Origin of the sequence: Pseudomonas sp. B21-056, assembly GCF_026016325.1 — a bacterium.
GTDB lineage: Bacteria > Pseudomonadota > Gammaproteobacteria > Pseudomonadales > Pseudomonadaceae > Aquipseudomonas.
Genome location: NZ_CP087203.1, coordinates 595,772 through 617,281, shown reverse-complemented (window position 1 = coordinate 617,281; position 21,510 = coordinate 595,772). Strand labels below are relative to the sequence as shown.

Below are 21,510 nucleotides of genomic sequence, written 5' to 3'. Positions count from 1 at the left end.
GCGCCAGACTATAGCCAGTTCTGGCGAAAAGCCAATTTGCCACGTTGCAGCATGCGATGATCACGTCCAGCCATGGCTAACGAAACGAAGGTTCCGACCCCACGACCGACCACCCTCGAAGGCTGGGTAAAACTGCTCGAGGGCGTGCATTTGCCGGTGCCTCAGGCCAGTCATGACCAGGTCTGCAAGGCCGTCGCCGATAGCCGCCGCTCGCTGCGTGACATCGCCGAGCTCATGCAGGACAGTCCTGCCCTGGCCCTGAGCGTCATCCGCGAAGCCAACCATCACACCCATGGCAGCCTTGCAGAACCTGTAGAAAACCTCGAAGTGGCCATCAACCGCCTCGGCCTCAAACGCACCGAAGAGCTGCTCGCCCGCCTACCGTCGCTGCCGGAGCAGGAGATACCCGTCGCCCTGCGCCAGTTGCAATTGATCAGCCAACACGCCACGCAACAGGCCAATGGCTTCTTTGCCAGCCGCCTGGCTCGGCTGTGGCAGGACATCCACTGGGGCAGCCTGTTGTTCCTGTCACCGCTCTGGCCGCTGGCCCTGACTCACCCGCGATTGCTGGGGGAATGGGAGATGCGGGTGATCCATAAAGGCCAGTCGGCCAGCAAAGTGGAACGCGAACTGTTCGGCGTCAGCTTGCTGAAGATCTGCCTTGCGCTGGTGGAGACCTGGCGCCTGCCGATCTGGGTGGCTCAGGGCTATCGCCTGCTGCTCAATGAGCGCCGAGAGTTGGTCAAGGTGTTGCGCATCGCCCGGGACAGCGAACACCCGCTGCGCCAGCAGAATCGTCTGGACGATGACCCGACCCTGCGACGCTGGCTCAACCAGCCGGCCAACACCGTGCTACTGGCCAATGGCCTGGCGCTTTCGGCACACCAGGCCTGGGACTGCCCCCACAACGTCCGCTGGCAATACCTCACCAGCCTGTACCTGCAGATGCCCATGGATGAGCTCCAGCAACAGTTGCACCAGCAGGCCGCCAACAGCGCCCGTCACCACGCCATGCCGGACCTCTGGCACCCGGCCGTGGCACTGCTCTGGCCTCCCGGCAGCCGTCGCGTCCAGGCCGAAAGGGCAACCGTCGCGCAACCCAGCGCCGAAGACCTGGCCCTGTGGCGCAAGCAATGCGCGGCGCTGCTGGTGGAGCCAAGCCCCTTCAGCAACGCCATGCACCTGACTACCTCGGCACGGGATGCGCTGGTGGCGTGCGGCATGCGCCGGGTAATGATCCTGATGGCCGACCGCAGCCAGACCAGCGTGCGCGTACACCAGATCGCCGGCCTGCCCCCTGAGGTGGCGGCCATGAGCTTCTCCATCGACCAGAGCAAGGTGTTGCAGCGGTTGCTGGCGCAGCAGGCCCAGGTCCGCCTGAACCCGGAGAACAATGCGCAGTTCTCGGCACTGCTGCCTCCGGGCCTGCGTGCCCTGTTCAAGGGCGAACACATGTTGTTGCGCTCCCTGACCTGCAATGGCCGGGTGATCATGCTGGTGGCCGTGGACCAGGGCGGCGGGCCCTTTGGGGACGTGACGGTGCAAGCCTTCGGCAGAACCGTGCAGTGCATCGAACGGGCCCTGCACACCTTTACCAACCGTGGCCGCTGAACTTGCTACAATCCCTTCCTTTTGCGCCCCTGGAGACCTCACATGCCTGACTTCTCTGGCTTGCCGCTGGTGATCGAGCCGAGCGACCTGCTCCCGCGCCTCGACGCCGGCGAACTGATTCTGGTGGACCTGACCAGTGCCGCCCGCTACAGCACCGGCCACATTCCTGGCGCACGTTTCGTCGATCCCAAGCGCACGCAACTGGGCCAGCCGCCGGCACCGGGCCTGCTGCCGGCCAAAGCCGACCTCGAGGCACTGTTCGGCGAGCTCGGACACAACCCGGAGGCGGTCTACGTGGTCTATGACGACGAAGGTGGCGGCTGGGCCGGGCGCTTTATCTGGCTGCTGGACGTGATCGGCCATTCGAAGTACCACTACCTCGACGGCGGCCTGCTGGCGTGGCTGGACGAAGGCCGGCCGGTGTCCACCGAGGTGCCCGCACCCGCCGGCGGCCCGCTGACGCTGACGCTGCACGACGAACCCACCGCCACCCGCGAATACCTGCAAAGCCGTCTCGGTGCCGCCGACCTGGCGATCTGGGACGCACGCGGCCCGCTGGAGTATTCCGGCGAGAAAGTCGTGGCAGCCAGGGGCGGTCACATTCCCGGCGCGGTCAACTTCGAATGGACGGCCGGCATGGACAAGGCGCGCAGCCTGCGTATCCGTCAGGACATGCCGCAGATCCTCGAACAACTGGGCATCACGCCCGACAAAGAAATCATCACCCACTGCCAGACCCACCACCGCTCCGGCTTCACCTATCTGGTGGCCAAGGCGCTCGGTTACCCACGGGTCAAGGGCTACGCCGGTTCCTGGGGCGAATGGGGCAACCACCCCGACACCCCGATCGAGCTTTGAAGGTTCCTAAGGACATTTAATGAAAAACCGTTTGTTCATCATCACCCAGTACCTGCTGCCCCACCACCTGCTGTCACGCCTGGCCGGCTGCATCGCCGAATGCCGCGTGCGCTGGTTCAAGAACGCGTTCACCCAGTGGTTCGCCAAGCGTTATCAAGTGGACATGTCCCAGGCCCTGGTGGAAGACCTGACCGCCTACGAGCACTTCAACGCGTTCTTCACCCGCGCCTTGAAAGAAGGCGCGCGACCACTGGATGAAACACCGGGCGCGATCCTCAGCCCGGCCGACGGCGCCGTCAGCCAGCTTGGCCCGATCGAGCACGGCCGAGTATTCCAGGCCAAGGGCCACAGTTTCAGCGTACTGGAACTGCTGGGTGGCGACTCGGCCAATGCAGCGCCGTTCATGGGCGGCGATTTCGCGACCATTTACCTGTCGCCCAAGGATTATCACCGCGTGCACATGCCCCTGGCCGGCACCCTGCGGGAAATGGTCTACATTCCGGGCCGCATCTTCTCGGTCAACCAGACCACCGCCGAAAACGTTCCGGAACTGTTCGCCCGCAACGAACGCGTGGCGTGCATCTTCGACACCGAGCGCGGGCCGATGGCCGTGGTGCTGGTGGGCGCGATGATCGTGGCTTCCATCGAAACCGTCTGGGCCGGGCTGGTCACGCCACCCAAGCGCGAACTGAAGACCTTCCGCTACGACGAAGCCGCCCGCGCGCCGATCCACCTGGAAAAAGGCGCCGAGCTGGGCCGCTTCAAACTAGGCTCGACCGCTATCGTCCTGTTCGGACCGGACCAGGTGAAATGGGCCGAAGAACTGGTGGCCGGCTCGCCGGTGCGGATGGGCCAAGGCTTGGCACTGCCCAAGGCCTGAGCCACTGCCCTCCCTGTGGGAGCGGGCTTGCTCGCGATAGCGGTGGGTCAGTCACATCCAATACCGACTGATCCACCGCCATCGCGAGCAGGCTCGCTCCCACAGTTGTTCTGTGGCGTTTGCTGGGTTTGTGTCCGACGCTGATCCCCTGTGGGAGCGAGCCTGCTCGCGATAGCGGTGGGTCAGCTTGACGTGATGGTGGAGCGAAGCTCGCTTCCACAGTTGCCCTCGGAACAGATCGGGCACTTCTTTCGGCCACACCTGCTAGAGTTGGAGACATCCCTTTCATTTCCCGCCGGAGCCGTCCACGGCATGAATGAGACCAGCCCTCTCCCGCTGTTGCGCGTTTCTACCCCGACGCAATCACGCCTGTCGTTCTGCGAGGCTACGCCACGCGATCTCAAGCGCTGGATTGCCAACCTGCCCAAGGCCAATATCGGCGAAACGGCTCGCCTGCTGTACCAGGCCATCGGCGAACTCAACCTGCTGCTCACCCCCAGCGAAAATCGCCTGCAATTGCTCGAATTGCTGCGACCCGAGGTGTATTACGTCTGCAAGCACCTGGAGCGGCACTTCCTGCAACAGGCCATCGTGCTCGATGACCGCTCGCGCAAGATCGTCAACCTGTGCCAGGCCCTGCAAAGTCATCTGGCGATGGGCTACAAACAGATCGTGGCGCGCATCGCGCCGAAATTCACCAAGGACCGGGCCCGCCTGCTGAGTACCGCATTGCAACGGGCGATACATGCCCTCAACGGTCCCCTACTGCGCGCCACCGAGCTGTATAGCCCAGTGCCTGAAGGGCTATGGCTCGATCTGCACCAGCTGTACCGGATCGCCTGCCAGTACCGGTTGCAACATCAAAGTGTCAGCGACGAGCTGGTCAGCCAGGTCCAGCAATTGAGCCCCGAACAAACCTACGTCGTTGCCCTGCTGCTGGGCGCATCACGCAGCAATCAACTGCGCCAGGGCCAGATAGCGCGACTGGCCGAAGTGCTGGAAGCCTGGAGCCAACGCATCAAACTGGACCCGGCCAGCACGGCCGCCAGCCTGTTCGCCGTCGCGCCGGAGCTGGATGTCGGGCCGCGCTACCGCTCCAAGTTCCGGGCCGAACAACAACCGGGCCTGCTGGGTTTCGACCTTGAGCCGCTGGTGCGTGCCATCGCCAGCCATCTGGAGCGGCCTGCCGAGCACACCCTGCCGGTACCTGGCGGCATGAGCAGCGATACCTTGCAACATCTGCAAGCCGCTTGGGGTGAGGCCGTCGAACGCAGCTTCCAGCGCACCGAGGGCAATGGCACGCTGACTATCTGCCTGGGCATGAGCGCGTTGCACTATTACCTCGGCGGCGAACGCTCCTTCAGCGAAATCCTGAAGACCCCCGTCACCCGCAGGGCCCACTTCGAAGCTTCGCCAAGCAAGGCCGGCGACACCTGGAAGCAAGCCTTCGACGCCGCTCCTGCCGGGGACAGCGACATGCTGCCCTACGAAGAGATCGAGTACCCGGTCAACCCGACCGATGAAGAGGGCAGCGGGTCGGACAATCAGCATCACTTTCCCACCTACGACCTGCCGATCGTCAACCACAGCCCGGGGGGCTACTGCCTCGGCTGGCCGAAAGAAGTACCGGAACAACTGCAGGCCGGGGAAATGATCGGCATTCGGGACCCCAACGATCAAGCCTGGAGCATCGCGGTGGTGCGCTGGATTCGCCAGGCTCGCGGCGGCGCCATGCAGATGGGCATTGAACTGGTCGCCCCCTATGCCCAGCCTTGCGGCGTGCAATTGGTCCGGGAGAAAAACGAACCTGGCCATTACCTGCGGGGGCTGCTGCTCCCAGAGATCAGCGCCATCGAACTCCCCGCGACCATGATCGCCCCCCGCCTGCCGTTCCAGGAGGGGCAGCAGGTCTTGATCAACACCAACGGCCAGGAACTGCGGGCTGGCCTGGACCGACGGGTGACCAGCACCCACAGCTTCAACCAGTTTGCCTACCACCAGGAAGATGCCGGCCCCGCCGGAGGCGGCGGTGACCAGGAAGGGGATTTCGATTCGTTGTGGAAGTCGCTTTAACGGGCGACCGAACAGCCTTGTGGCGAGGGGATTTATCCCCGCTGGGCTGCGCAGCAGCCCTAAAGTCTGCGCCCTCGGTGCGTCAGGTCAACCGAGGCGCTTTGTTTGGGGCTGCTTCGCAGCCCAGCGGGGATAAATCCCCTCGCCACAGAGGCCTTATCGGTTCAAAGCTGCCCGTCGCGATCCCTGAAGCCCAGCAGGTACAACACCCCATCCAGCCCCAGGGTCGAGATCGCCTGCCTGGCCGACTGCTTGACCAGCGGTTTGGCCCGGAACGCCACGCCCAGGCCGGCTATCGCCAGCATCGGCAGGTCGTTGGCGCCGTCGCCCACGGCGATGGTCTGTTCCAGGCGCAGGCCTTCCTTCTCGGCCAGTTCACGCAGCAGGTCCGCCTTGCGCTGGGCATCGACGATGGGCTCGACGGCCACGCCGGTCACCTTGCCGTCCACCACCTCCAGTTCGTTGGCGAACACGTAATCGATACCGAGCTTGGCCTGCAATTGCTTGGCGAAGTAGGTGAAGCCACCAGACAGGATCGCGGTCTTGTAGCCCAGGCGCTTGAGTTCGGCGAACAGGGTCTCGGCACCTTCCGTCAGGCGCAGGGAAGCGCCGATGGCGTCCAGCACGCTGACGTCCAGGCCTTGCAGCAACGCCAGGCGCTCCTTGAAGCTGGCACGGAAATCCAGCTCGCCGGCCATGGCCCGCTCGGTGATGGCCGACACCTGATCGCCCACGCCGGCAGCCTTGGCCAGTTCATCGATGACTTCGGCTTCGATCAGCGTCGAGTCCATGTCGAACACCGCCAGGCGGCGGTTACGGCGGAACAGTGAGTCTTCCTGGAACGCGATGTCGACGTTCAGTTCCTGGGCCACGCTGAGGAACTCGGCACGCAGCGCCTGGGGATCGGCCGGCTCGCCGCGCACGGAAAACTCGATGCAGCCCTTGCCCTTGTCCGCAGGAGTGTCCAGCGGCATGCGCCCGGACAAGCGGTCGATGTGATCGATGTTCAGGCCATATTGGGCGGTGATCGAACTGACGCGCTGCAACTGCTCGGCGGTGACCTTGCGGGTCAACAGCGTAACGATGTGGCGCTTCTTGCCCTGGCCGGCCACCCAATGCTGGTAATCGGCCTCGGACACCGGCGTGAAACGTACCTGTTGATCGAGCTTGTAAGCGGTGAACAGGATGTCCTTGAGCACCGACTTGCTCTGTTCGGCATCCGGAATTTCAACCAGGATGCCAAAGGACAGCGTGTCGTGGATCACCGCCTGACCGATGTCGAGAATATTCACACCACCCTGGGCCAGAACGCCGGTAATGGCCGCAGTCAGACCCGGACGGTCGCTGCCAGTGATGTTTATCAGGACGATTTCGCGCAAGGCGCACCCCCGCAGGTGGAAAAAAACCGCATTCTACCCACATTCAGTGACCATCGGGCACCGCCAGTGCTTTGCCGGTCATGGGGCTGTCGCTATACTGCGCGTCAATTTCACGGACAAAGAGCCGAGCTCAGTGAACCGGCCCACGCCAGTCAAAACCGACAATTTCTTCCTGCTGATCTTCCGTGCACTGCGCCACCGTCGCGTGCCGATTGCATTGCGCATTGCCAGCCATAACGTGATTCTGGTCGCCCTGGCCCTGGTCATCTATGCCTGCGTGATGGGCCTGCAGTTCAAGCAGGCGATGCATGAGCAGGCCGATGCCCTGGGTGAGAGCCTGACCACCCAGACCGCCACGTCCGCCACCGAGCTGCTGGTGTCCAACGACATCCTCAGCCTCAACGTGCTGCTCAACAACCTGACCAAGAACAAGCTGGTGGCCCACGCCGCCATCTACAGCGTCGACAACCGCATCCTCGCCGAGGCCGGCCAGCGTCCCAAGCCTGGCCTGCTGGGCGAGTCCGGCGGCATGTACCAGAGCAAGATCACCTTCCAGGACGTGACCGCCGGGCAACTGCGCATCAGCCTGGACATGGACCAGTTCCAGCAACCGATGACCATCAGCCTGCAAAGCATGGGCATCCTCAGCGCGATACTGCTGGCCCTGGCGTTGGCCCTGAGCCTGCGCCTGGGGCGACACCTCTCCACGCCGCTGCTGCAGTTGCGCGTCTGGCTGCGGGACATCGACGAACACACCCCGGCCACCCAGCGCCAGGACGAAATCGGCGATCTGGCCCGGCAACTGCACGCCAGCTTCGCACCGGAGCCTGCGCCCGTGCCGGAGCCCGAGGACATCGACTACGGCGATGATGACGCCGAACCGGAGTTCGAGGTGCGCAACCTGCGCGACCCCGGCTTCGACGAAAGCCAGCCGATGCCGACGTCCAGGCCCGCGCCTCGCCATGTGGTACGGGCGGTTGAAGACGAAGAAGACGACGATGCCTTTGCCGACCTGCGGGACGAGTCGGTGGCCGGGCAACCGCAGCCGGTCGCCAGGCCTGCCGTTTCGAACCAGCCCCAGCACAGCGCCGTGCTGGCCGTGCAGTTGGGCGCCCAGGACCAACTGCGCCGCCTGCCCCAGGCCCGCCTGAAGGAATTGCTCGAACGCTACCGCGATTGCCTCGACCAGGCCGCCTCGCTCTATCAGGGTGAGTTGCACACCCTGAACGACGGCAGCACGCTGATGCTGTTCCACACAGAAGACAGTGGTGACGATTACCTGACCAATGCCATTTGCTGCGGTGAATTGCTGCGGGCGCTGGGTCATCAATTGCAGATCGAAGTCGCCGACAGCGGCATCACCTTGCAACTGCAACTGGGCCTGACCCTGGGCGACGGGCTGTTCGGCCTGAGCCAGATCGACCTGTTGCTGACCGAGATCGCCCAGGACGCCCTGGCCCTGTCACAACACAGCCGCAACCTGCTGCTGGTGGAGCGCAAGATCAACGACGACGCCCTGATCCGCCAGCGCGCCCGCATCCGCCCCATCGCCAGCCCCGAAGGCGCGTGCTGCGTGGAGCGTTTGATGGAGCCGTATCCGTCGATGCTGGAGCGGCAGCTGGCGCGGATGCATGAGCGCCAGGCGTAGGAGCTGCCGAAGGCTCGGGCTGCGTTCGGACGAGCTTTTGATCTTGATCTTTCACTATCGACTCAATTGGCTGGGACAAGATCGCAGCCTCGTTGCACTCGACAGCTCCTACACGGCGACCACGCTGCACCTGCGTAACGCCAAGGATCGAGCGTCTGCGGGCTTTTTTGTGCCTGTATCGGCCTCATCGCGAGCAGGCTCGCTCCCACAAGGACAGCGCAGGACCTGTGGGAGCGAGCCTGCTCGCGATGAGGCCGGCACAGGCGCCGAAGATCCATCAAACAGAAACAACAAAGCCCGCATCAACGCGGGCTTTGTTTTACATCCGGGCCGATCATCAGAACCTGAACACTTCCATGTCGGTACGAATCGGCAAGGCCATCGGGATCTTCGGCGACTTCTCAGGTTCCGCAGGCTTGGCCTGGGTCGGAGCAGCTTTGCGCGGTGCAGCCTCGACCAGCGGAGGCTGGTTGGCCAGTGGCTTGAGCGCCACGGACAGTTGCTCGGCCAGACGTTGCAGAAGGACGCCCTGGGCCTGGACCTGTGCAGCGGTACCGCCGGTATGTTGCTCTTGCAGATGAACGATGCGGTTCTCACGAACCTTGCCGCGACGGTCGATCAACCGCCATTGGGCATCGAGCACCGCCGGTTGCGCTTCGCCTGAATCCAGGCGGGTGATCGACAGCAACACCTGCACATCCGGGGTGAAACCCTGGGTGGCCGGCGCCAATACCACGCGCTGGCTGTCCAGGTGCCCTGCTACCTGGCGCAGCAGCAACTGGTCGATGTCCGAGGAGAGGCTGCCGGCCCAACGGCCGTCAGTGGCAGCCTGCAAGCTACCGTCGGGTTGGCGTTGCAGCAGGGTTTCGCGTTGCAGGTAGTCGGCGATCGACACCGGCCCCAGTAATACAGCCATGCCCGTGCTTTGCGCAGGCTGGGCCGGGTTGCCACTGTCGAGTTGATACAGCGACACCGGCTGATGGACGCTGCAACCCGCCAGGCCAAGCAGGCCGGCGAGCCAAAGAATAGGAAGGCGCAGAGCAGTCATCGTTCCATCCAGGTGGCGGCCACAAGGCTTACCACAGTGAAAAAATACTCGGTCATTATGAAGAACGCTCGGCCACGCCGGCGCTTGAAAGGGCCTATCATCCGTGAATATGCGTTCCGACTCCAGCGCGAAAGCATCGATCTGCGGCTTTTAATCGCAGACCGAGCCGTCTAGCACGCTTAATTGAGGTTTTCGACGAGCAGTGCATCGACCCGTTGGAAACCCCTTGGAAGCTTGTTGCCCCGCCGACCACGTTCACCTTTGTAATGCTCAAGATCGTCTGCTTTGAGTGAGAGCGTACGCTTTCCAGCCTGTAGCACAAGCGTGGCACCCTCCGGCAACACTGCAATATCCGTGACATATTCCTCACGGCTGGCAACCCGTTCGCCGGAAATCCCGATGATCTTATTACCCTTACCTTTACCCAATTGTGGCAGGTCGCTGATTTTGAAGACCAGCAGCCTCCCTTCGGTCGTCACCGAAGCCAGCCAGTTGTTATCCCGGTCGATGACCGGACGCGGTGCGATGACCTTGGCATTGTTTGGCAGGCTCAACAGCGCCTTGCCCGCCTTGTTCTTGGCTTGCAGGTCTTCACCCTTGACGACGAACCCGTAACCCGCGTCCGACGCAATAACGTACAGCCCATCATCATCAGGCATCAGCACGCATTCAAAAGTTGCACCCGGTGGTGGCGTCAGACGACCGGTCAGCGGTTCGCCCTGGCCGCGAGCCGATGGCAGGGTATGGGCGGCCACCGAATAACTGCGCCCGGTGGAGTCGATGAACACCGCAAACTGGTTGGAACGCCCGGGCGCCAGGGCCTTGAAGCCATCCCCGGCCTTGTAGGAAAGCCCGGCCGCATCGATGTCGTGGCCCTTGGCGGAGCGTACCCAGCCTTTTTCCGACAGCACGACGGTCACTTTCTCGTTCGGCAGCAGATCGTGCTCGCTCAGTGCCTTGGCTTCGGCGCGCTCGACAATCGGTGAACGACGGTCGTCGCCATAGGTTTCGGCGTCCTTGAGCAGTTCGGTGCGCACCAGCTTCTTGAGCTTGGCTTCGCTGCCCAGCAAGGCCAGCAGTTTGGCCTGCTCCTTGAGCAACTCATCCTGCTCGGCCCGCAACTTCATCTCTTCCAGCCGCGCCAATTGCCGCAGGCGGGTGTCGAGGATGTAGTCGGCCTGGATTTCGCTCAGGGCAAAGCGCTCGATCAGGCTCGCCTTGGGATGCTCCTCGGTACGGATGATGTGGATTACTTCATCCAGGTTGAGGTAGGCAATCAGCAAACCGTCCAACAGGTGCAGGCGGCGCTCGACCTTGTCCAGGCGGAACTGCAGGCGTCGACGCACCGTCTTGACGCGGAATTCCAGCCATTCCACCAGCAATGCCCGCAGGTTCTTCAACTGCGGCTTGCCGTCCAGGCCAATGATATTGATGTTGACCCGGTAGCTGGACTCCAGATCGGTGCTGGCGAACAGGTGTTGCATCAAGGCGTCATGGTCGACCCGGCTGTTGACCGGGATGATGACGATACGGCACGGGTTCTCGTGGTCCGACTCATCGCGCAAGTCAGCCACTTGCGGCGCTTTCGACGGCTTTGCCTGCATCATCGCAGCAATCTGCTCCAGGACCTTGGCCCCGGAAACCTGGTGTGGCAGCGCGGTGACGATGATGTCGCCGTCTTCGACGTGATACACGGCGCGCATACGCACCGAACCGCGGCCGCTTTCGTAGATTTTCAGCAAATCGGCGCGCGGGGTGATGATTTCCGCTTCGGTCGGATAGTCCGGGCCCTGGATGTGCTCGCAGAGCTGCTCCACCGTGGCCTTCGGCTCGTCCAACAGGCGCACGCACGCCGTGGCCACTTCCCGCAGGTTGTGGGGCGGCACGTCAGTGGCCATGCCCACAGCGATGCCAGTGGTGCCATTGAGCAGGATGTTCGGCAAACGTGCCGGCAACACCAGGGGTTCGTCGAGGGTGCCGTCGAAGTTCGGGCCCCAGTCCGCCGTACCCTGGCCCAGTTCGCTGAGCAGCACTTCGGAATAGCGCGACAACCGCGCCTCGGTGTAACGCATGGCGGCGAAGGACTTGGGATCGTCCGGTGCACCCCAGTTGCCCTGGCCGTCCACCAAGGTGTAGCGGTAGCTGAACGGCTGGGCCATCAGCACCATGGCTTCGTAGCAAGCCGAATCACCGTGGGGGTGGAACTTGCCGAGCACGTCACCGACGGTCCGCGCCGACTTCTTGTGCTTGGAATCGGCGTCCAGCCCCAACTCACTCATGGCATAGACGATCCGCCGCTGAACCGGCTTCAAGCCGTCGCCGATGTGCGGCAAGGCGCGGTCCATGATCACGTACATGGAGTAATTGAGGTAGGCATTTTCGGTGAAGTCAGCCAGCGATCGGCGCTCTACGCCGTCCAAGCTGTCTGCAAGAATGTCGCTCATGCGGGCCTCATCAGTTCGTTGTCTGGCGCAACGGCATACTGCCGCCGCGCTGGGTAGATTCAAGTGTGTTCAGGGCGTGCCGGTTCATGGCGAGGCGTTCCAGCCGCCATCGGGCGCGGCGAAGCGCCAGATGATCGGCCGCTCTTCGCCATCGGCCCGCGGCCCGTCGTTGTTGTCCAGGCCAACCCAGGCGCCCTGGGCATCCACCACCAGGGCTTCGGCCAGCCCATAGGCCTGGGAATAACGGCGATTGTCCTGCAAGGCCTCGACGGCAAACGACCAGCAGCGCTCGACTGCGGCGGTCTGGGGGTCGCGGCGGCAGATCTGATAGGCGTTGCGCTCCAGGGTGAACAGCTTGCCGTCGAACAGTGACAGGTCGGCAAAATCCCGCGAAACCGCCTTGGCATTGGGGAATTGCGCCGGCTGCATCTCCTGCCCCGCTTCGCTCAACAGCACACAATGGCCGTCACAGTCCCACACCGTTTGCTGACGCTTGATCAACAGCAAGCCTCGCCGTTCCCGCTCCGCCGCCAACCACAGTCGGTCACCGGTCGGGCTCACCGCCAGGCCTTCGAACAGCGCGTTGAAATGTAGCAACATGCCGCTGGCACGGGCCTCGCGGATCATCGTCGGGGCGATCTTCAACCAGGAGACTTCGCCCGACGGCGGCACCTGCAACACGGCGGCGTGGGATTCACTGACCACATAGCGATTGCCGGCGCTGTCGCAGCTGATGCCTTCGAAGTCCAGCTCGCCACCGCGCAGGAACGACGCCGCCCAGGTGCGCGATCTCAGCCCCCAGGGCAAGCCGCTATCCGGCGCCTGCGGCACGTCGATGATCAACGCCTGGGCAGGCCAGGCCCCATCACCAGAGGTGTCCAGGCGATAAATGCGGTCATCGTCGCGATCCGACACCGTCCACATTTCACCGCCGCACAGGGCCAGCCCGGACAGATTACCGCCGCGCATGCCGTCAACCGCATGCTCGGAGAGCAACTTCAATTCCGGTGCAGGCCCAGCGACGACGGCCCCCGCCCACAGCAACAGCGCCAGGGCGAAACCGTGGCGCATCAGGCCAGTACCTCGGCCAGGTCGCCCTTGGACTCGAGCCAGGACTTGCGGTCACCGGCGCGTTTCTTCGCCAGCAGCATGTCCATCATTTCCGAGGTCGCGGCGAAATCGTCCAGGGTCAGTTGCACCAGGCGCCGGGTGTTCGGGTCCATGGTGGTTTCGCGCAGCTGCGGCGGGTTCATCTCGCCCAGCCCCTTGAATCGGGTGACCTGCGGCTTGCCGCGTTTCTTCTCGGCCACCAGGCGATCGAGGATGCCGTCGCGCTCGGCTTCGTCCAGGGCGTAGTAGATCTCTTTGCCCAGGTCGATACGGTACAGCGGCGGCATGGCGACGTAAACGTGACCGGCGTCCACCAGCGGACGGAAATGCTGGACGAACAAGGCGCACAGCAAAGTTGCAATGTGCAGGCCGTCGGAGTCGGCGTCGGCGAGGATGCAGATCTTGCCGTAACGCAGCTGGCTCATGTCCTCGGCGCCCGGATCGACCCCAATGGCCACGGCGATGTTGTGCACTTCCTGGCTGGCCAGCACTTCGCTGCCGTCCACTTCCCAGGTATTGAGGATCTTGCCCCGCAGCGGCAGGATCGCCTGGAACTCCTTGTCCCGCGCCTGCTTGGCCGAACCGCCGGCGGAATCACCTTCCACCAGGAACAGCTCGGAACGCATCGGGTCCTGCCCGGCACAATCGGCGAGCTTGCCCGGCAACGCCGGCCCCTGGGTGATGCGCTTGCGCTCGACCTTCTTGCTGGCCTTGAGACGACGACCGGCGTTGCTGATCGCCAGCTCCGCCAGGGCCAGGCCGGTTTCCGGGTTGGCGTTGAGCCACAGGCTGAACGCATCCTTGACCACACCGGAGACAAACGCCGCCGCTTCACGGGACGACAGACGCTCCTTGGTCTGGCCGGAGAACTGCGGCTCCTGCATCTTCATCGACAAGACGAAGGCAATGCGCTCCCAGACGTCTTCCGGCGCCAGCTTCACGCCACGGGGCAGCAGGTTACGGAACTCGCAGAACTCGCGCATGGCATCGAGCAGGCCCTGGCGCAACCCGTTGACATGGGTACCGCCCTGGGCCGTGGGGATCAGGTTGACATAGCTTTCCTGGACGCTCTCGCCCCCCTCGGGCAACCACAACAGCGCCCAGTCGACCGCTTCCTTGTTACCCGCCAGGCTGCCGCAGAACGGCTCGTCGGGCAGGCGCTCAAAACCACTGACCGCGTCCACCAGGTAAGAGCGCAGGCCGTCCTCGTAATGCCACTCGACTTTCTCGCCGGTGGCCTTGTCCTCGAAACTGACCAACAACCCCGGGCACAACACGGCCTTGGCCTTGAGTACATGTTTGAGGCGGCTGACGGAAAACTTCGGCGAATCGAAATACTTCGGGTCCGGCGCGAAATACACGCTGGTGCCGGTGTTGCGCTTGCCGACGCTGCCGACCACTTCCAGCTCGGTGGCCTTGTAGCCATCGGCGAAGGTCATCTGGTATTCGTTACCATCACGCTTGACCCGCACCCGGACCTGGGTCGACAAGGCGTTGACCACGGAAATACCCACCCCATGCAGACCGCCGGAGAACTGGTAGTTCTTGTTGGAAAACTTACCGCCTGCGTGGAGCTTGGTAAGAATCAGCTCGACACCCGACACGCCCTCTTCGGGGTGAATATCCACCGGCATGCCACGGCCGTCATCGCTGACTTCCAGCGAATGGTCGGCGTGCAGGATGACCTGCACCGACTTGGCGTGCCCGGCCAAGGCTTCGTCGACGCTGTTGTCGATGACTTCCTGGGCGAGGTGGTTCGGCCGACTGGTGTCGGTGTACATGCCGGGGCGCTTGCGCACCGGGTCGAGGCCCGAGAGGACTTCGATGGCGTCTGCGTTATAAGAGCTAGCGCTGGGAGTGGCCATGGGGTCTCGTCGTCAGTGTTCGAATGAAAAAGGGGCGATGGCTCACAGCGATGTGAAGTCGATCGCCTGGTACAAATCGGCGCCGATGCCGGCAAAACTCAACAACGCCGGCAACTGTTGGGCAAACCCCTGGAAACTGTGGTCGCCGCCGGCCTGGATGCGCAAGGCACAGGCACGGTAGTACTGCTGGGCTTGGCGATAATCCAGCGTTTCGTCACCGGTTTGCAACCATACCTGATACCGCTGCGGATCCCGGGGCGCCGGCACTTCCAACGCAGCCAGGGCCGTGACGTGGTCGTGGGTCAATTCCCAGGTTTCATCGGTGTACAAATTCTTTTGCGTGCCCAGGTAACCGTCGAACATCCGATGGGGGCTGACCGCAGGGTTGACCAACAGCGCCTTGAGGCCGTGGCGCTCGGCCAAGTGAGTCGCATAGTAGCCGCCGAGCGAGCTGCCGACCAGCAATGGCCGCCCCAGTTGTGCAATTGCCTGTTCCAATTGGGCCATGGCTTCACGGGGGTGGTGGTGCAGGGCTGGCACTTGCAACTGATCGCCCAGGCCCAGGCGGGTCATCACGTCGATGAGCTGGCGGGCCTTGGTCGAGGCGGGGGCGCTGTTGAAGCCGTGGATGTAGAGGATCGAAGCCGACATGCCAACTCCCTGGGTTTGGGGCAAAGGCCGGAGTTTACAGGGAGTTGGCGGTGGTTTGGGGAACATGCGTACTGACAGACGGCCTATATTTTGTGGGGTGTGTACATATCCGTTGCTGCGGTAACGGCGGCTTATGGTTCCGCCCTGACGGCGGGTCACTTTCGAAAAGCCGGAATGCCGGCCCAGGCGAAAGTAACCAAAGCGCTTTTGCCCCACCACTCGGTGCCTCGCTAAGGCTCGGCATGCCCTCACCCCGGCATTGCTCCGTGGGCCCGCCGCGAAGGGCCATCCATGGCCCAGCGCGGCTATCCCGGCATCCATGCCGGGATGCCCACTACGCAATACCTGCGTTCGGCCAGCGTGGTTAACGGGGCGCCGAGATCAACGTCCGTCGCGAGGCGGCCTTACAGCCGGCCTGGCTCTTTCGGGTGTACACCAGTCCCATTGTGCGAGCTTGCTCGCGAAGGCGGCCTGACAGCCGACCTATTTCTTCCGGATGTACCCCGCGCCCTGTGGGAGCGAGCCTGCTCGCGATGACTTCCTGACAGCCGACTTCTCCCTTTCAACCTGTACGCCGGTCCAATTGTGCCGGCCGAGCCTGGTGACGAGGCGTCGTCAAACCGACTGCCTCGGGACGTCAGACAGCTTTCCGCCTTGCTGTTCAGGGGCGGTGCGACGTTTCGCTAAATCCCCTCGCCACAAAAAGGTTTGTCTGACCTATCGGGGATCGACGACATCCAGCGCCCGGTTTGCCAGCAACTCACTGAGTTCGACCATCTGCTGGACGCCTAAGGCTACGTGCCGATTGGAGCCTTCCAGGTTGAAAGCCAAGTCGCTGAGCATGGCATTGGCGGAGGCCAGGGTTTCGCTGAGGTTGGCCAGGAGGGTTTCGCTGTCGAGGCCTTCCACGACCGTGAACAGTTGACCGGGTGATGGTTTCTTTTTGGCTTGAGGTTCTGGGGCGAGGTAGAAGTTGAGGGCGCGTTCGGCGGCTTCATCTAGTTTTTTGGGCTTAAGGTTCGAAACGGGATCGGCTTTATTTGATCGAGAGGTTTGTTCAGACATGTTGGCGCTCCATATTGGTTTCGGTTACGCCGTTTACTGGTCGGGTTTCCAAGCCCGGCCGCTGATTGCAGCGACCGGGAAAGGTTAGCGATAGCCCTTCCCACCCGGCAACCGCCAGGGATCGTCGGAAAATTCGGCCGGGCTGTCCGACCATTCCCACAGATGTAGGTCGGCTGTCAGGCCGCCATCGCGAGCAGGCTCGCTCCCACAGGGGGCTGTGTACGAGCGAGAGAGATAGGTCGGCTGTAAGGCCGCCTTCGCGAGCAAGCTCGCTCCCACAAAGGATTGGCGTACACCTGAAAGAGTCAGGCCGGCTGTAAGGCCGCCTCGCGGTGGACGTTGATTTCGGCGCCCCGTTAACCACGCTGGCCGAACGCAGGTATTGCGCAGTGGGCATCCCGGCATGGATGCCGGGATAGCCGCGCTGGGCCATGGATGGCCCTTCGCGGCGGGCCCACGGAGCAATGCCGGAGTGAGGGCATGCCGAGCCTAGGCGAGGCACCGAGTGGTGGGGCATAAGCGCTTTGGTTACTTTCGCCTGGGCCGGCATTCCGGCTTTTCGAAAGTGACTCGGCGTAAGGCCGAAACCGTAAGTGGCCGTTACCGCAGCCATGGATATGTACTCAGCCCGCAAGAGAAAGGCCGGCTATCAGGCCGCCTCGTCCTCAATACCCGTTGGAGTCATAGTCCGGAGTGAACGCAAACCCCACCACCCGCTCAACCCCCGTCTCCAACCGCCCATCCGGCAAGAGCCGCAACCACCGATACCCCGGCGCCTGCTCACCCACCGCAAAATCCACAGAACCAGGCTCAAACTGAATACAGGTCGAAGGCGAAGCCAACAAACGCACCCCCTCACGCACCTGATCCACCTCCTGATGCACATGCCCCCAAAGCACCCCCCGCACCTGCGGAAACCGATCCAGCACCGCAAACAACGCATCCGGATTACGCAACCCGATGGGCGCCATCCACTCACACCCAATCGACACCGGATGATGATGCAGGCACACCAGATGATGCCGCTGCGGCGCCTCGCTCAAGGCATTGGCCAACAGAATCAACTGCTCCTCAGCCAGAAACCCCGGCACCGAACCCGGCACCGCAGAATCCAGCAAAGTGATTCGCCAATTGCCGATGTCCACCACCGGATCGAGCAATGGGCTCTGGACCGCAGCCTCAAGCATGACCTGCGGCTCATCATGGTTACCCGGAATCCAGCGCGACGGCGCATCGATCCGCGCGCTCATCTGCCGAAACGCCTCATAGGACGCCAGCGTCCCGTCCTGGGACAAATCCCCGGTGGCAAGCATCAAGTCGATGTTCGGCTGCTGCTTCAGCACCAGGTCGATGACCGCCCGCAGGCTGTCGCGGGTGTTCATGCCCAGCAACGAGGCGTCGGCCTCGGCGAACAGGTGGCTGTCGGACAGTTGGACCAGCAACACCGGGTCGGCGGCGGTCAGGGTGGATACGCTCGGCAAATCGCTCTCTCCCAGGCGCGATCACGCCATTGGATGAAGTCGCAATTATGCTGGGGATGATCGAAAGGGGAAACCCGCGAACCGGAACCGGTTCACAGACAGCGCACTAGCGTACCACTTCGAACTCGTGACCCAGCGCCAGGCAATGACTCAGCCATTCACCCAGGAACAGATTCAACTGGGCCTTTTCGTCCGGCTGGTGCATCGAGGCATTGGGGTAAGGATAGATGCCACGAAAGCGTCGTGCATGCTCGGCGCTCACGACTTCGGCCATGCGCGCATCGTGATAGACCTGAACCTCCAACTGCGGCACCGGCAGCCAGGGCAGGCTGTGTTCCTGGCGCACTTGCAAGGTGGTGGTATACGGACAGGTTTGCAGCACTTCGAGGGCCAGCACGCCGAGCATCTGGTCGCCGTGGGTCACGGCGATGCGACGTGGTGCCGGGTCGTTGCGCATGTCCGGCAACAAGCGCATCAGGCGGGCGTAGTTGGCCTCGCAGGCGGCTTGCAGCCCGACCAGATCGACGCGATAGCGATCGCGTAGCTTGCTTAAGACCATAGCCCCCTCACTTCATCGCGATTCAAGGCCAGCCATTGCAGGGCAATGATGCTGGCCGCGTTGCAGATACGCCCGTCGCGCACCGCCTGCAAGGCATCCTCGAAAGCCCAGGCCTTCACGCGAATGTCTTCGGCTTCCTCCACCAGGCCATGCAGGCCACCGGCCCCCGTGCTGTCGCAACGCCCCAGGTAAAGATGCACGAATTCATTGCTGCCGCCCGGCGATGGAAAATACTTGGTCATCGGCCAAAGCGCAGCGAAGACCAGCCCAGCTTCCTCCTGCGCTTCGCGATGAGCAACTTCTTCCGGTTGCTCGTCCTTGTCGATCAGGCCCGCAACCAACTCCACCAGCCACGGGTTGGGCGTCTTGCCCATGGCGCCGACACGAAACTGCTCGATCAACACCACTTCATCGCGCTGCGGGTCATAGGGCAACACGCACACCGCATCATGGCGCACGAACAACTCACGGCTGATTTCACGGCTCATGCCGCCGGCGAACAACTCATGGCGCAGCTGGACGCGATCGAGTTTGTAGAAACCCTGATAGCAGCTGTCGCGTTTGACAATGTCCACAGCGGTCGGTGTGGCGTTGGCGAAATCAGTCATGGCAGTCCTCGTCTGGAGCAATCGATGCGAGGTTCCTACCTCGGCTTCGCGCCATCCTAACGCGCCCGTACCCTTTGATGCAGCCCCTTTCCTCTCATCGGGATGGACGGCAGGAGGTGAAAGAATTCTAATGAGTTTAGTGGCGAACTGATTGCCCTGCTGACAGTCGAAGCGGGTAACTTTTTGCCTTTCCCTGTTTCATGAAGGACGCCCATGTCGCTTTTCAGAATCGCTTCGCTGGCCGCCATTGCCCTGACGCTGGGTGCTTGCCAAAGCCTGTTCCAACCCAACTACCGCACGCCGCTGGAAACCACCCGCGATGCCTCGGAGCAGTTGCAACAAGGCTGCGCCAGCGCCGACTGCCCACTGGTGAACATCGACACCGTGCACTTTCCTGCCGAACCGGCCCTGGACGGCATCGTCGAAAAACGTCTGCTGCAGATGACCCGCAGCACCCCCGACGCCCCGGTAGCGCCCACGCTGGCAGCCTATCGCGAGCAGTTTTTGCGCAGCGCCCCACCGCGCACCAGCAGCTATTTGCAGGCCAAGGTACGTGAGCAACATGACGGCCTGGTGATCATCGAGCTGTCCAGTTACCTGGACACCGGCGGCGCCCATGGCACGCCGGGGCGCGGGTTCATCAACTATTCGCGCCAGCAGCACAAGGTGCTGACGCTGTCGGATATGTTGCTGCCGGGCCAGGAAGAAGCCTTCTGGAAAGCAGCCCAGGTCGCCCACAACAGCTGGCTGATCAGCACCAAACTGGATCAGGAGCCCGATTTCCTGAAGCAGTGGCACTTCCAGAAAACCCAGAACGTGGCGCTGACCTACGGCGGGCTGATCCTCAAGTACGAAACCAGCACCATTGCACCTTACGCCCTGGGCCACATCGAACTGAAGATCCCTTACCCGCGCCTCAACGGCATTCTCAAGCCCGAGCTGTTTCCCGGCCGTAGCTGAAAGCCCGACCCAGCAACAATTGCAGCAGCCCTGCCAGGACCAGCGACGGCAGGGTTGCGCCAATATCCGGGTAGAAATTGGCCAGCACGTGATAAGTGCTCACCCCACCCAGCCAGGCCAACAGTGCCGGCCAGCGCAACGCGGCTGACACCACCTGGCTGCTGCGTTTGCGCAGGATGAAGTGGTCCACCAGCACCACGCCGAACAGCGGCGCGAACACCGAGCCGATCAGCAACAGGAAGTTCTGGTACTGCGCCAACGGCGCGAAGCAGGCGATCAGGGTGCAGATGACACCAATCGCCAACGCCAGGTGTTCAACCTTCAATCCCGACAACATGCCGCTGGACACCGCCGCCGAGTGAATGTCGGCGAAGGCATTTTCCGACTCGTCCAGCAGGATCAGCAGCAATGGAATCCCCAATCCCGCGCCCGCCAGGGCCAGCAGCAACGCATTGACCTCACCGCTCGGCGCGAACGCCAGGGTGTAGGCCACGCCCAGGCTCATCAGCCAGAAGTTACCGATGAAGAAGCCCAGCGCCGTACCGCCGAATACATTTCTGGCGCGCTTGCCGAAGCGTGAGTAGTCGGCGATCAGCGGCAGCCAGGACAACGGCATGGCAATCGCGATATCAAACCCCACGGCCAAGGGCATCGAGCCGTCGCCGGCCTGGGCCCACAGCGCCGCCAGGTCGGCCTTGGCGAACAGGTTCCAGGTCAGCCAGGTGCACGCCGCCAGCAGCAACCAGATGCCCCACTTGCGCAGCACCTTGCGCACGAAGGTCAGCGGCCCGCTCACCGCGAGCAAGGTTGCCAGGGCGCCGAAGAACAAGGTCCACAGCAGCGGATTCGCCCCCAGGCTGCCTTCGCTGAACGCCCGGGCGCCCAACAGGCTGGCCGCGTCACGCATGACGATGATTTCGAACGAGCCCCAGCCGATCAACTGCAACAGGTTCAACACCGCCGGCACGCTCGCGCCCTTGCTGCCCAGGCTGAGCTTCAGTGCGGCCATGGCCGACAGGCCGGTGTCGCTGCCGATCACCCCGACGGCCGCCAGCAGCAGGACGCCCACCAGCGTACCGAGGAAAATCGCCAGCAACGAACCGCTCAGGCCCAGGCCCGGCGCCAGCAAGGCACCGACTTGCAGGACCATCAGGCCGATGCCGAGGGAGAACCACAGAGAGAAGAGATCGCGGGCGCCGAAGACGCGTTTGTCCGTGGGGACGGCGATGTCGGGGGAATAGGTGCTGGGTTGGATGCTCAAGGGTGTTGT

At 63.0% G+C, this 21,510-nt stretch carries 17 protein-coding genes; 6 read left to right on the top strand and 11 right to left on the bottom strand.

Features of this window, described 5'->3' with window-relative positions:
• Positions 1–72: 72 nt before the first annotated feature.
• From LOY67_RS02655 to LOY67_RS02640, 4 genes are all read left to right on the top strand, one after another.
• On the top strand, positions 73–1,611 hold the full coding sequence (locus LOY67_RS02655; RefSeq protein ID WP_265065830.1) for an HDOD domain-containing protein: 1,539 nt from the start codon (positions 73–75) through the stop codon (positions 1,609–1,611).
• Positions 1,612–1,653: 42 nt separating this feature from the next.
• Complete coding sequence (gene rhdA / locus LOY67_RS02650; protein WP_265065829.1) at positions 1,654–2,469, top strand: thiosulfate sulfurtransferase; 816 nt, start codon at positions 1,654–1,656, stop codon at positions 2,467–2,469.
• 19 nt (positions 2,470–2,488) lie between these two features.
• Entirely contained in the window at positions 2,489–3,349 is an 861-nt protein-coding gene (gene asd, locus LOY67_RS02645) for an archaetidylserine decarboxylase (RefSeq protein ID WP_139646782.1), read from the top strand.
• A gap of 312 nt (positions 3,350–3,661) precedes the next feature.
• Positions 3,662–5,422: a molecular chaperone gene (locus tag LOY67_RS02640; protein ID WP_265065828.1), complete on the top strand. Its 1,761-nt coding sequence runs from the start codon at positions 3,662–3,664 to the stop codon at positions 5,420–5,422.
• Between the two features lie 164 nt (positions 5,423–5,586).
• Here LOY67_RS02640 and serB read toward each other — a convergent pair whose 3' ends face one another.
• Positions 5,587–6,801, bottom strand: a complete 1,215-nt coding sequence (gene serB / locus LOY67_RS02635; protein WP_265065827.1) for a phosphoserine phosphatase SerB — start codon at positions 6,799–6,801, stop codon at positions 5,587–5,589.
• Between the two features lie 133 nt (positions 6,802–6,934).
• On the opposite strand from serB, the gene LOY67_RS02630 reads away from it, so the two are divergent.
• Complete coding sequence (locus LOY67_RS02630; protein ID WP_265065826.1) at positions 6,935–8,449, top strand: AhpA/YtjB family protein; 1,515 nt, start codon at positions 6,935–6,937, stop codon at positions 8,447–8,449.
• 337 nt (positions 8,450–8,786) lie between these two features.
• Here the strand turns inward: LOY67_RS02630 and LOY67_RS02625 are convergent, their stop codons facing one another.
• The 9 genes from LOY67_RS02625 to LOY67_RS02585 form a co-directional block, all read right to left on the bottom strand.
• Positions 8,787–9,497 (bottom strand): membrane integrity-associated transporter subunit PqiC, encoded by a 711-nt coding sequence (locus LOY67_RS02625; protein ID WP_265065825.1) that lies wholly within the window; start codon positions 9,495–9,497, stop codon positions 8,787–8,789.
• Positions 9,498–9,676: 179 nt separating this feature from the next.
• Positions 9,677–11,941 carry a DNA topoisomerase IV subunit A gene (gene parC, locus LOY67_RS02620; protein ID WP_265065824.1) on the bottom strand — a complete coding sequence of 755 codons (2,265 nt, stop codon included), beginning with the start codon at positions 11,939–11,941 and terminating at the stop codon, positions 9,677–9,679.
• A gap of 84 nt (positions 11,942–12,025) precedes the next feature.
• Positions 12,026–13,012: an esterase-like activity of phytase family protein gene (locus LOY67_RS02615; RefSeq protein WP_265065823.1), complete on the bottom strand. Its 987-nt coding sequence runs from the start codon at positions 13,010–13,012 to the stop codon at positions 12,026–12,028.
• A complete protein-coding gene (parE, locus tag LOY67_RS02610; RefSeq protein ID WP_024780822.1) occupies positions 13,012–14,916 on the bottom strand; it encodes a DNA topoisomerase IV subunit B in 1,905 nt (634 codons plus the stop codon). The genes LOY67_RS02615 and parE overlap by 1 nt, the downstream gene beginning before the upstream one ends.
• Positions 14,917–14,958: 42 nt before the next feature.
• Complete coding sequence (locus LOY67_RS02605) at positions 14,959–15,567, bottom strand: YqiA/YcfP family alpha/beta fold hydrolase (protein ID WP_265065822.1); 609 nt, start codon at positions 15,565–15,567, stop codon at positions 14,959–14,961.
• Positions 15,568–16,284: 717 nt separating this feature from the next.
• Complete coding sequence (locus LOY67_RS02600) at positions 16,285–16,632, bottom strand: DUF6124 family protein (protein WP_265065821.1); 348 nt, start codon at positions 16,630–16,632, stop codon at positions 16,285–16,287.
• Between the two features lie 665 nt (positions 16,633–17,297).
• On the bottom strand, positions 17,298–18,113 hold the full coding sequence (cpdA, locus tag LOY67_RS02595; RefSeq protein ID WP_265065820.1) for a 3',5'-cyclic-AMP phosphodiesterase: 816 nt from the start codon (positions 18,111–18,113) through the stop codon (positions 17,298–17,300).
• A 106-nt stretch (positions 18,114–18,219) separates the two neighbouring features.
• Positions 18,220–18,672 (bottom strand): DUF1249 domain-containing protein, encoded by a 453-nt coding sequence (locus LOY67_RS02590; RefSeq protein WP_024781420.1) that lies wholly within the window; start codon positions 18,670–18,672, stop codon positions 18,220–18,222.
• On the bottom strand, positions 18,663–19,280 hold the full coding sequence (locus LOY67_RS02585) for an NUDIX domain-containing protein (RefSeq protein WP_265065819.1): 618 nt from the start codon (positions 19,278–19,280) through the stop codon (positions 18,663–18,665). The genes LOY67_RS02590 and LOY67_RS02585 overlap by 10 nt, the downstream gene beginning before the upstream one ends.
• 213 nt (positions 19,281–19,493) lie before the next feature.
• Between LOY67_RS02585 and LOY67_RS02580 the strand changes: the two genes are divergently transcribed.
• Positions 19,494–20,240: an RsiV family protein gene (locus LOY67_RS02580; protein ID WP_265065818.1), complete on the top strand. Its 747-nt coding sequence runs from the start codon at positions 19,494–19,496 to the stop codon at positions 20,238–20,240.
• Here the strand turns inward: LOY67_RS02580 and cytX are convergent.
• Positions 20,209–21,501, bottom strand: coding sequence for a putative hydroxymethylpyrimidine transporter CytX (gene cytX / locus LOY67_RS02575; RefSeq protein WP_265065817.1), 1,293 nt, complete (start codon positions 21,499–21,501; stop codon positions 20,209–20,211). The two genes, LOY67_RS02580 and cytX, sit on opposite strands and share 32 nt — an antisense overlap.
• Positions 21,502–21,510: the final 9 nt, after the last annotated feature.